This is a genomic window from Flavobacterium sp. MEB061 (genome assembly GCF_000834715.1).
Taxonomy (GTDB): domain Bacteria; phylum Bacteroidota; class Bacteroidia; order Flavobacteriales; family Flavobacteriaceae; genus Flavobacterium; species Flavobacterium pectinovorum.
In genome coordinates, this window is the sequence record NZ_JXQR01000040.1 from 367,400 (window position 1) to 379,444 (window position 12,045).

At 31.9% G+C, this 12,045-nt stretch carries 13 protein-coding genes; 9 read left to right on the plus strand and 4 right to left on the minus strand.

The features are described from left to right. The first annotated feature begins 147 nt into the window (after positions 1 to 147). From RT99_RS17405 to RT99_RS24800, 8 genes are all read left to right on the plus strand, one after another. A complete protein-coding gene (locus tag RT99_RS17405) occupies positions 148 to 762 on the plus strand; it encodes a hypothetical protein (RefSeq protein ID WP_042565990.1) in 615 nt (204 codons plus the stop codon). Between the two features lie 4 nt (positions 763 to 766). After that, complete coding sequence (locus RT99_RS17410) at positions 767 to 1,063, plus strand: transcriptional regulator (RefSeq protein ID WP_042565991.1); 297 nt, start codon at positions 767 to 769, stop codon at positions 1,061 to 1,063. A 52-nt stretch (positions 1,064 to 1,115) separates the two neighbouring features. Further along, positions 1,116 to 2,504: a DUF4173 domain-containing protein gene (locus tag RT99_RS17415; RefSeq protein ID WP_042565992.1), complete on the plus strand. Its 1,389-nt coding sequence runs from the start codon at positions 1,116 to 1,118 to the stop codon at positions 2,502 to 2,504. 256 nt (positions 2,505 to 2,760) lie between these two features. Next, positions 2,761 to 3,267, plus strand: coding sequence for a hypothetical protein (locus RT99_RS17420; protein WP_131494927.1), 507 nt, complete (start codon positions 2,761 to 2,763; stop codon positions 3,265 to 3,267). Between the two features lie 237 nt (positions 3,268 to 3,504). Continuing rightward, positions 3,505 to 5,046, plus strand: a complete 1,542-nt coding sequence (locus tag RT99_RS17425; protein ID WP_242607223.1) for an ATP-binding protein — start codon at positions 3,505 to 3,507, stop codon at positions 5,044 to 5,046. Then, entirely contained in the window at positions 5,039 to 5,785 is a 747-nt protein-coding gene (locus RT99_RS17430; protein ID WP_042565994.1) for a LytTR family DNA-binding domain-containing protein, read from the plus strand. The genes RT99_RS17425 and RT99_RS17430 overlap by 8 nt, the downstream gene beginning before the upstream one ends. A gap of 324 nt (positions 5,786 to 6,109) precedes the next feature. Further along, the gene (locus tag RT99_RS17435) at positions 6,110 to 6,454 is read left to right on the plus strand and encodes a mannan-binding lectin (RefSeq protein ID WP_042565995.1); all 345 of its coding nucleotides are present in this window, start codon (positions 6,110 to 6,112) and stop codon (positions 6,452 to 6,454) included. A gap of 97 nt (positions 6,455 to 6,551) precedes the next feature. Next, positions 6,552 to 7,643, plus strand: a complete 1,092-nt coding sequence (locus RT99_RS24800) for a glycosyl hydrolase family 18 protein (RefSeq protein ID WP_052483720.1) — start codon at positions 6,552 to 6,554, stop codon at positions 7,641 to 7,643. A gap of 67 nt (positions 7,644 to 7,710) precedes the next feature. On the opposite strand, the gene rluF is transcribed toward RT99_RS24800, so the two are convergent. From rluF to RT99_RS17455, 3 genes are all read right to left on the minus strand, one after another. Then, the gene (rluF, locus tag RT99_RS17445) at positions 7,711 to 8,523 is read right to left on the minus strand and encodes a 23S rRNA pseudouridine(2604) synthase RluF (RefSeq protein ID WP_042565996.1); all 813 of its coding nucleotides are present in this window, start codon (positions 8,521 to 8,523) and stop codon (positions 7,711 to 7,713) included. Between the two features lie 196 nt (positions 8,524 to 8,719). Next, on the minus strand, positions 8,720 to 9,064 hold the full coding sequence (locus RT99_RS17450; protein ID WP_042565997.1) for an antibiotic biosynthesis monooxygenase: 345 nt from the start codon (positions 9,062 to 9,064) through the stop codon (positions 8,720 to 8,722). A gap of 10 nt (positions 9,065 to 9,074) precedes the next feature. Further along, on the minus strand, positions 9,075 to 10,229 hold the full coding sequence (locus tag RT99_RS17455) for a cytochrome P450 (RefSeq protein ID WP_042565998.1): 1,155 nt from the start codon (positions 10,227 to 10,229) through the stop codon (positions 9,075 to 9,077). A 75-nt stretch (positions 10,230 to 10,304) separates the two neighbouring features. On the opposite strand from RT99_RS17455, the gene RT99_RS17460 reads away from it, so the two are divergent. After that, entirely contained in the window at positions 10,305 to 10,985 is a 681-nt protein-coding gene (locus RT99_RS17460; RefSeq protein WP_042565999.1) for a helix-turn-helix transcriptional regulator, read from the plus strand. A 119-nt stretch (positions 10,986 to 11,104) separates the two neighbouring features. On the opposite strand, the gene RT99_RS17465 is transcribed toward RT99_RS17460, so the two are convergent. Further along, positions 11,105 to 11,965 carry an alpha/beta fold hydrolase gene (locus RT99_RS17465; protein WP_042566064.1) on the minus strand — a complete coding sequence of 287 codons (861 nt, stop codon included), beginning with the start codon at positions 11,963 to 11,965 and terminating at the stop codon, positions 11,105 to 11,107. Positions 11,966 to 12,045 lie beyond the last annotated feature (80 nt).

The following is a 12,045-nucleotide window of genomic DNA, read 5'->3' on the forward strand; positions in this document are numbered from 1 at the left end:
GATATTCTTTTAGGCATAAATACTCCGCTAGGAATTACATATTGGATACAAAAAATTCATTCTGTAAAATAATCACAATAAAAAAACACCTTTTTTATTTGTCAATCCAAAATAAATAATAACTTTGTAATTCAAAGTACTTTAATCATGAATCAGAAGCATCAAGAAGATTTATCACATATTCGTTCCATGATGGAGCGTTCTTCCAGATTTATATCATTAAGCGGACTCTCAGGAGTATTTGCCGGGCTTTCTGCTTTAATTGGCGGATTGTATGTTTATCAGTTATTCAAAATAAACGGGATAAATTATCTTGATGGGGAAGATATTTTATTGGATGGTAACTTAGTTTCTGAATTAATTTCAAGCGGATTAATCATTTTGATATTTGCTTTTGTTTTCGGAATCTTTTTCACCATAAGAAAAAGTAAAAAGTACAATTTGCCAATCTGGACAACCGCAACAAAAAAGATGCTTTTCAATTTGGCGATTCCTTTAGCGGTTGGCGGTATTTTTTGTCTGGCACTTATCTATCATAAAATTTTTATTCTGGTAGCGCCAACAACTTTAATTTTTTACGGATTAGCCTTGATAAATGCAGAAAAATATACATTTTCAGATGTTAAATATCTTGGTTTTAGCCAGCTTATTTTAGGATGCATTTCTTTGTTTTTCATTGGATATGGTTTAATTTTTTGGATCATAGGTTTTGGAATTTTGCATATCTTGTACGGACTAATCATGTTCAAAAAATACAAATAATCCAATGGGAATCATTGATAAACTAAATAAGGATTTTGAAAGCCGCGTCAGATTGGGAATTATGTCCATTCTGATGGTCAATGACTGGATTGATTTTACCGAAATGAAAACCCTTTTGGATATAACAGATGGTAATTTGGCAAGTCATTCTTCGGCATTAGAAAAATCAGAATATATTGAAGTAAAGAAAGAATTCGTAGGCAAAAAGCCTAAAACATCATATAGAGTGACCAATAGAGGACGCGCGGCCTTTAATGAACACTTATCGAGTCTTGAAAAATTAATGAAATCTAACAAGTAAAATTTTTTTATCTAAATACTTTGAAATACAAAGTACTTTTAAAATTTAAATCATGAAAAAACATCATTTTATTTTAGCATGCAGTATTATTTTTACACTGCTTTTTTACAAAGAATCAATAGGAGTAAACCTCGCTATTTTTGGACTAGTTTTAACAGGCCTGATTTGTTATTTTTTTCAGGATCGATTCACAGACCGGTCACATTTGGTTTTAGTGCTTACATCTGTTCTATCGTGTTTTGCTTTTGCCTGGTACGGCGATTTTGTGTCATTTCTCGCTATGTTCATGTCAATTATTTTTTTACAATTTAAAACGCATGATGTGCAGCTCAAAATAATGCAGGTTTTTCCGCTAGTATTTGTAAACGGAGTTACTTCTTTAGGACGTGTTTTTATGTTTAGCCAATGGCTTCCGGAAAAGAAAATACATAATAATTTTGCCAAAAAATTAATAGCCTATTTTATCATTCCGGTTGTTTTTGTAGCGCTATTTTTTACGGTCTATTCTTTTGGAAGCGATCATTTTTCTTCTCTGTTTACAGATTATCAATTAGATCTTGATATTTGGCAGTTGCTCGTGATTACTGTTTTAGGATTTTATATTTCGTTTACTTTTTGGAATTACTGGATTCCGGAAGTTTGTTACGATCTCAATCCAAAATTAAACAATGAGTTTTCTAACGATGAGAAAGCAGTAAACGAAAACACATTCTCATTTCTGGATTTAAATTTCGAGAGAAAAAGCGGCGAAATCACTTTATTACTTTTAAACGTAATGCTCTTAATTTTTATCGTAACGTATAATTACGAACAATTTTTTGAAGTAATTGAAACTTCAAAATTAAGCGCAGATACACATGAAAGAGTAAATGCAATCATTTTTTCTATCATTATGGCTGTTGGAGTAATTCTGTTTTATTTTAAGGGCGGATTCAATTTTGATGAAAAAGCAACAAATCTAAAACGCCTGTCTAAAATCTGGATTGTATTAAACGGAGCTTTGATTTTGAGTACAGCCGTAAAAAACTCAGAATACGTTTCATTCTTCGGATTGACTTATAAAAGATTGGGCGTTTGTGCATTTTTAATACTGGCTATTATTGGTTTAGTATACGCCTTTTTAAAAATTGCCAAACAAAAAACAAACGCCTATCTTTTCAATCAAATGGTTTGGTATTTTTATGGAACGGTACTTTTGTGCAGCTTTTTTAATTGGGGAGGTCTGATTACAAATTATAACATCTCTGTAAACAAGGGAGTCGAACCAAAATTTTTAAGCGAATTAAATTTTAATGATAAAACTCGTAGAGAATATTTTTTACTTCATAATCTGGATGGACAATACAGCGAGATACAGCGAGAAAATGAAATTAAAAGATATCAAAACGAAACTGTTTTATCGAAGATATTGTATTACGAATTTTTAAACGAGAAAAAATAAGTTTACTAAATCCCATTCAATTTTGAATGGGATTTTTTTTGATAGCTATAATTGTAAGTCAAGTTTTATAAAGGTTTGCGGTTAATAATTGTTAATTAATACAGTTATTACAAAGGCTTAAAACTTATTAAGAAAATGTTTACTATATTTGGTTTCCAAAAACTTGAAATTTTATATGTTTTTAATTGAATAAAGTGAGATGTTTCTTAAAAATATAATTAATCAATCAATAAATCTAACCCTAAAAACAAAACCCATGACAAAAACTACTCTTACAGGACCAGGACCAGAAGGCAAAATTTATCCACCAGGTAAATGCATGAAACCTGAAAGCCAAAGTAGAATAACAAAAAAAACACCTATAAGTTTTCCTGAGAATGAATCACCAATTCCTTTTGCTCCAATTGTTCAGGCTACATTAAAGAAGGATGGAACGTTTCAGGTTAGGGCAGTTTTTTTGGTTGCCCGTAAACCAAAAGGACAAAAAGAAGTTGAGGACGATAAAGAAGGCGAATTAGATTTTGATATTTATCAAAATTGGTATGTAGATCTTCACGGAAAGCGCCAGCTGCAGTTTTTTATAGCTTATGATATACTGGATGATCCAGAAAAAGAGTTTGATGTTTATGAAGCAAGTTTTAAAGCTGAACCATACCCTTATGGAACAGATACATTTGCTGAAATAGAAACAATTCAAACTTTTCTGTGGGATATAGATCCTGAAACTTCGAGAGGAACTGAAAGTGTTGTACAACGAAACTAAATGGGGCTTTATCGAATCATATTTAAATTAAAAATGTGGATGGCTAAAATTGACAGTTATGTTGTTTTCATATTAATATTTTTCCCTTTTGCACTTTTTTCTCAATCAAAAATAAATAGTAAATTATTAAGTTCAGAAATTAAAAAAAAAGAGAGGGAGTTTAATAAAGAAATCAACTTTAAAAAAGCTCAATTATTTTTTTTAGAAGAAAATTGGGATTCTACATTAGTCTATTCAATGAAACAACTTAATAGAATTGAAGTTAAAGAGTTGAATGATTATTGTCATTATTTTAGAGCAATAAGCTTTACGGAAAAAAAACTTCTTGATGAAGCTAAGCGAGAATTTCACATGATTTCCTCTAACTTTCTGTTTTATTATAAAGTAAAATTTTCTTTAGGTGAAATAGCCTTACAACAAAATGAATTTAAAAATGCTTTAAAATATTTTGAGCAAATTCAAAATCTGTCTATTTCTGATGCATATGATTTTGATAAGAGTAGCGTTTTACATAATATCGGACTATGTTATTTATATATAAATGAGCTTGATAAAGCAGAAGAATATTTGTTTAAAAGTGCAAGTTTACAGGAACGTCAAAAAGATACACTATTACTAATAGGATCGTATATAGATATTGCCAATCTGTATTATACACAATACAAAGATATTCAAGCGATTCCTTATTTTGAAAAAGCATATAAATTGTCAAAAAAGGTAAAATCTTTCGATTTAAAAAAAACCGCAGCTAAAAATATGGCTGCTGTTGAAGAAAATAGAAAAAATTTCCAACTTGCATTAGTATACAGAAAGGAATACGAAACATGGAAAGATTCCTTAAACGATCAAAATAAAGTTTGGGCAATTGCCGATTTAGAAAAGAAGTTTGCTGTAAAACAAAAACAAAAAGAAGTAGACGTTCTTGCAGCCGAAAATAAAGTAAAAGTAGCCGAAAGAAATGGTTTTATCATTTCTTCGGCTTTGCTTTTAGTTTTGTTTGGAACTGGAGTTTATTTTTACAGACAAAAAATCAGAAACAATAAAATTATTCTCGCTCAGAAAAATGAGTTAGATGAATTGAATGCAACAAAAGATAAACTATTTTCTATTGTAAGCCACGATTTAAGATCATCGGTTAATGCCTTAAAAACAAGTAACGGTAAATTGATGGAGAATCTGGAAAGTAAAAACTTTACAGAACTCGATGTTTTATTGCATAATAATAGTACAATTGCAAATGGAGCTTATAATTTGCTGGATAACTTGCTTAATTGGGCTTTATTGCAAACCCAACAGGCCTATTTTTATCAGGAATCATTGCATTTGGCTACCATTGTACAGCATGTAGAATACAATTACAAACCATTGATGTTAAACGCAAACATCAATTTTAAAAGCGATGTTTCTAAAACAGATTATGTTTTTGCAGATATGGATTCGCTTAAAATCATTATTCGGAACATGCTAGACAACGCGATTAAATTTTCAAAAGAAAATGGTACAATTTCTATTTACACAAGACCTTCATCTGAAGAATTTTGTTATTTAGTGATCGAAGATACCGGATTGGGAATGAATGAAACAACGCGACAAGAATTATTAAAAGAAACACTTTTGCTTTCGAAAAAGAAAAATGACGACATAATAGGTACGGGATTAGGAATGCAGTTGTGCAAAAGCCTGATTCGTAAAAATGGAGGAAAACTCGAAATAGAAAGTGAAGAAATTGTTGGAACTAAAATGATTATAATATTGCCTAAGTTTAAAAATCATGGATAATATTAATGTCCTTATCATCGAAGATACTGTTGCAGAAAGTGATGCACTTGTAAAAGTACTTACTGAAAATAATTATAACATTGTTGGAATTGCACAGACTTATCAGGATGCGCTCACCATTTTTTACCAAAACACAATTGACATTGTTGTTATTGATGTTTTTCTGGATGGAAAACCAGACGGAATTACTTTTGCAGAAACTATAAATATCGTTCCAAACGGTGTAAAGCCTTTTGTTTTTTTAACGAGTTCAAAAGACCGTCAAATTTTTGAAAGAGCAAAATTGACAAGACCTTTTAGTTTTTTAATGAAACCGTTTAATGAACTGGAGATTTTGTATGCGCTGGAAATGGCTGTCGAGAAATTTTACGAGCAAACCAATGTTTTTCACAGTGAAGATCAGAATACCGTAATAAGTAATGACACACTTTTTATCAAAAAAAATAAATCTTTAAAGAAAGTCAAAATTGAAGATATTGTTTACATCGAGGTTGAAGATCGCTATTGTAACATTATAACAGATGTTGAGAAATTTGTAATTCTAATTTCATTGACTAAAATTATCCATCTTTTAGATCCGGCTAAATTTTGCCAAACGCATCGTAATTATATCGTGAACATAAGTAAAATAGAAGAAATAATAGTGAATGATAATTTGGTTATCTTAAAAGGAAATCACAAAGTTACCTTAAGTGATAAATACAAAGATTTCGTGAAAAACTTCAGAATCTTAAAGTAATAAATTATTTAAATTGCTGATTTACAATGAAAAAACCTTCGCAGATGCGAAGGTTTTTTTTTGCTCCCATACCTCGGTTTTTGTTTTTTATGACATTGATTATCAATCTTGTAACATATTTGCGATGTCAGATAAAGTTCTGCAATACTTTTACTACAGAAATTAAATAAAGCTAGCGTATTTGATTTTTATATTACTAGTAATAAGTTAATTACAAATTAATCATTTGTAAAAGTGGAGTTCTGTAACCACCTAAAAAACGAGGAGTATCTGAAAAGCCAAAAGAGTAGGAACAAACAAATCAATAAATTAAAATTTAATATCATGGCAACATTTAAAGTGAATATCCCGGCAGGCCCAATTTGGAGCCAACAAGACGCAAACGAAAAAGCTCCTTTAGTAGCAGCTGCACACCAAGGAAAATGGACAGGACAATGGAATACTGTTGTAGACAGTCAAATGAGTGTAGTTGAATTAGAACTAAACGTTAAAAACGGAGGTAAAAACGAATACAAAACCAACGTTTTGGCTGGTCCGTTATGGAGTAATGATGAAGCTCAAAAAGTAGGATCTGTAATTGCTGCATCATATGGTGCTGAATTTACAGGACAATGGTCTACAATTGTAGAAGGGCAAATGAGTGTAATTGAGATTAAATATACATTCTAATCTCAATTACACTCATTTTGAGTAAATAAAACTAGAAATGCTTCTATTGTATTTCTAGTTTTTTTATTTAACCAAAAATAATTTAAAAATTTATAAAATGGCCTGGATAAAAAAACCAAATGTGGCAATGTTTAAAGGTGCCAATTGGAATACTTTAATCAAAAGAGTTCCAAATTGCTCACCTGAACAAGCCAAACGTATCGCTTTGAAAAATCCTGATATTAGTTTCTTTTTCTTTTGCAGAGAATATATGGTTCTTGAAACTTTAGGAGATAAGGGGATTTTCAACCCTGGAGATGCCGTATTCTTTAGTGGTGAACCTTGGTACGGTAGTGCACCTCAATGTGATTCGTACGAAAAAACAGGAATGTCTGTTGCATATGTAAGTATAGATAAATTGCAAACACCAGGCTGCTACACTATGGCAGATGGCAGTGCAGCGGTTGATGTAGTTTGTATTTTTTCAGCCAACATTAATCTAAAACCTTTTCCGGCAGGAGCGGTAGCATTGGCGCCAAATACAAAAGTGCCTGACGGATATCCTTATGCGGTAGGTAGTTCAGATTATGCTAAACTTACTGCCGGCGATATTCAAAAATTGCAAAATAAAGGAATAACGGTCTTATTAACTTTCTTAAATAATCACGATGCAAGTGGCTGGTCTGAATTTCCAGATGTCGCTACTGCAGCCAATTTTGCTCAACAGTTAAAAGAAATTGTAGATCGATTAGGCTTGGACGGAATCGATATTGATGATGAATATAGTAGTGGAACGCCAATTGATACGTCTTTAGTTACAGTTACAACTATAATGAAAGAACTTATGCCCGACAGTATCATTTCAAAAGCTTTATGGTCGGATTCAGAATATTTTATTCCTACATATCAAAACCGAACATTGGCAGATAATCTGACTTATGGATGGGAAATGAGTTATGGTGGAAGTCCGAAATATCGTTTAGCGCCATATGTTTCTTTCGGAATGGCAAGTAACACCCTAGTTTGCGGATTTTGGTCAGGACAACCTTCCGGAGATCCGTCAGGTGATGTTTCATGGCTAAAAGGAAATAATTATGGTGGTGTTATGGTTTATGCATTTCAGGAACAACCCAATATCGATTTATTAGGAGATCTTGGAAATGACTGGAACGGAGCAGGAAACTGGAATAAAATACCAAATTGCCCGTAATTTAATTGCTGGTAAATTTAAAAAAAAGCCCCGAATCAATTTCGGGGCTTTCTATGAAATTCTAAAACTAATAATCTCCTTTTTTCTTAAATCGGGGATCGTGTTTTGAAATAAATTCTGTTCTTCGTCTTGGAGTCTCTTCTTTTGGTAAACTTGCTTCCTCAGTTTTGCTCGAAGGTTCAATTAAACGATTTAATTCTTTAATTTCCGCATCGGTTAAATCGCGATAACGGCCAACCGGAATATCTAATGAAATATTAATAATTCTGATACGTTTTAAAGCCGTTACATCATAACCCAAATATTCACACATTCTACGAATCTGACGGTTTAATCCCTGTGTCAGGATAATTTTAAATGTGTATTTACTGATTTGCTCTACTTTACATTTTCGTGTAACAGTATCCAGAATTGGAATACCATTTCCCATTCGCTCAATAAAACGATCGGTAATAGGTTTGTTTACTGTAACCGTATATTCTTTTTCGTGATTATTTCTGGCGCGCAAAATCTTGTTTACGATGTCACCATCATTCGTCATAAAAATTAATCCTTCACTGGCTTTATCCAATCTTCCAATCGGAAAAATACGTTTAGGATAATTAATATAATCCACAATATTATTTCGAACTTCTAAATTGGTCGTGCATTCAATTCCAGTGGGTTTGTTAAATGCCAGATAAACCATTTTTTCATGTTTCTCGACAATCAACTTTCCATCAATACGTACTTCATCATCTGGCGAAACTTTCGTTCCCATTTCCGGCACAACGCCATTTATTGTTACACGTCCTTCTTCAATTAATTTATCGGCTTCACGACGGGAACAATAACCTGTTTCACCAATAAATTTATTTAGACGTTTTAAATTCTCTTCCATATTGCAAAAGTAAGGAAAATTTAGACTTCTTAGAATTTTAGATTTTAGACTTTAGATTGTTGGACTTTCTTAGATTTTTCACATTCCTCAATTGATATTAGTTTTTTAGCCAAAGAAAAAAACTTAGCACCTTAGAATCTCAGAACCTTAAAAGAAAACCTTTGCCCCTTTGAGCCTCTGCAGCTTTGAACCTTTCTCAAGAATGAAACTCAGGGCTATCCTCAGGTGTTTCTTTTCTGTCAAACATTCCGTAATCACGAACAACATGTGCGATTCTCAAATGGTAATCTTTAAAAATTTCATTTCTTCCTTTTGCCTGAGCATAACGATGCATTTCAAGATTTCTCCATTGTTGAATGCTTTCTTCATCTCTCCAAAAAGATAAAGACAAAACTTTTTCGGGATCGGTAAAACTTTGAAAACGCTCGATTGAAATAAATCCATCAATATGACTTAATTCAGGTTTTAAATTGGCAGCGATGTCAAGATATTCCTCTTTTTTTCCTTCATTCGGAACTACTTCAAAAATTACAGCTATCATATTTTGTATTTTAATTATTTATTGTAATCCAGATATTTTTTGGCAATCGGGCATTGATTAAAGGTTCATATTCAATCTTGTTTTCTAATAATGCAATCGTTTTGTACTCATTTACTAAATAAGATAAAACTTCTGTTGCTAAATTGATAGAAAAATATTTAGCCAGGCACATATGTCCGCCAATTCCAAAAGTTAGGTTTTCATGATTATTAGTTCTTTCAATATTAAAATCCATTGCATTTTCAAATTTTTGGGCATCACGATTTGCCGAAGCCAGAATAATCAATATCGAATCATTTTTTTTAATATGGCTTTCGCCGATATAAAAATCTCCGATCGAAATTCTTCTTGTATTATGAATTGGTGGGTCAAATCGCAAAGTTTCGATAACAGCTTTTTCTATTTCTGTTTTATTTAAAGAGTATTTGTTGTTAATAATTTGCAATAAAGAATTACTTAGGATTCCACGCCCGGCATCATAACTTTGAATACATAAACCAATAAAATTACCAATTACCATTGCAGTAATTTCTTCAGAAATAAGGCTATATTTCTCTGAAATTTTGATTAACAAAGACTTATAAAATGGCAATAACGAAAGATGCTTTTCTATAATTGAATATAATTTTTCTGCATTTTCATTAATTAATTTTACTTGTTCCTCTGTCTTTTTTGGAAGCATTATTTTGCTGAAAGAATCTATTTTTTCAGAAATAAAATCACAATCCTTTTCTCCAAAATCAAAACTTTTTAAAACACTAAGAATGGGTAATTTTTTGCAAATAGAGTTTACCCAATCGATTTTGTTATCACTTAAATCCTTTTGAATTAATTGAGAAATAATTTGATCAATCACGATAGATTTCAGGTTTGAAAATACCAGCATAGCAATTTCACGAGTAATTTCATGTTGAATACCGTTTGATAAACGAGTTAGATTGTTCAGGATATCTAAAGCAGACTCATTTAGGTTTTGTTCATTATTCGGATTTACAATCGGAATTTCAACTTGAGAATTCTTTAAAATCTCAACACAATATTCGTAAGAGTAAATTGCCCAGATTTGATTGGTTTCATCCCAATAAACCGGATTTTTATCCAACATTAATTTATAAATAGAATAAGGATCTTTAACATCAGATTGAAAGAATAAACTAGAAGGCATATTTGATTTGTTTTTAGCAAAGTTATTTAACTTTACAAGCGAATACTTCAGTTTGTATTTAACTATGAAATCTATATGGAAGATCAATTTGTAAAAACAGCGACCTTAATTGGCGACCCGACACGTGCGGCAATAATGTGGACATTGCTCGACGGAAGAGCTTTTACGGCAACAGAACTTGCTATTGTGGCCAATACTTCTCCGCAAAATATAAGTATGCATTTGACCAAACTTTTAGAAGGAGATTTACTTTCTGTAGAAAAGCAAGGACGTCATAAATATTACAGATTTTCAAATAAAGAAGTAGCTTACGCTATAGAAGCAATGGCAAATCTTATTCCTAAACCAGAACTTCGATTAAAGAAAGAAAAAGAAACTTATCCTCCCATAAAATATTGCAGAACCTGTTACGATCATTTGGCTGGAAAAATCGGCGTTGCTTTGACCGATAGTTTATTAGAACAAAAAATAATTCTGAACAAGAACGATACTTTTCAAATTAGTACTGAAGGCGAAAAATGGTTTTCTGATTTTGGAATTAATATAGAAGAAGCCCAAAAACAAAAAAGAATATTTTTAAAACCTTGCCTGGATTGGAGCGAAAGGCGAAATCATTTGGCAGGTTCAATTGGTGCGCTGCTTTTAAATAAAATGATAACCGAAGACTGGCTCAGAAAAACTAAAAATTCAAGAGCCATAATTATTACCGGAAAAGGAGAGAAGGAGTTGTTAAAGTATTTTAAGATTGTTATTTAGACTTCTTAATTTTAAACTACACAGCAAATCGTCAATCGTTGTCGAGCTCCTTAGGCTCCTTCGACTCCGCTCAGGATGACAGCTTCAAAAAAACTTTGTGTCTTAGCGACTTCGTGGCATTAAATCTCCTCAGAAGAAAACAAAAAGTCAATCACTTTATTATACAATTCATCATCATGCATACCGTGGCCTAGACCTTTGGTTTCTATAAATTGACTGTTTTTCCAGTTACTGGCTATTTTTTTACCTTCTTCAAAAGCAACAATTTTATCTGATGTATCGTGCGCAATTAATCCGGAAACATTAAATTCTGAAGCGAATCTTTGTCCGGAGAAATCTTCGAGTTTAAAGTTGAAGCGATTCATGAATTTACTTTCTAAAAGTGAAAACATTTTAGTATTCAGACTCAACATCGAAACATAATTATCAATTAATGTTTTTAAATCTGATGGAGCTCCCAAAATTACCATTTTGTTAATGCTGGTATTCGGGAACAAATATTGATGGTAAACACAAGCTGCACCGCCAATAGAGTGACCAATAATAATTTCGGGTTGGTATTTTTCAACGGCTTTGTTGATAAATTCGGCATAAAGCGGAACATTAAATTCCTTTCCGCTGCTTTGTCCGTGTGCCGGAGCATCTATGGCGATAATAGTACTTCCTGATTTTTGAAGATGAGGTAACGTTTTTTTCCAGCGCGAAGCATTGCTTTCCCATCCGTGAACCAAAAGTATTTTGGTTTCATTTCCTTTCCAGATATAGGTTTGAAAATGATGTTCGTTATGATGAAACGTTTCTGTTTCTGTATTTTTTAAAACTTTGGGTAAAGTATCTTTTTGTAATCTGCCAATTCTTGGCTGACTAAAAAGCGCGTATGAAAGTTCTACAGCTTTTTGCGGACGCACATAACTCAGGAAGTTAATATATTGCCCAACTGATTTCAATGTAATGAAACGAATTCCTTTTTTAATTCCCAAAACCAATAGTTTAATGATAAAATATAATTATTCGAAACCTGATCAAAAAGTATCGCCACGAATTCACAAATTTAGCACGA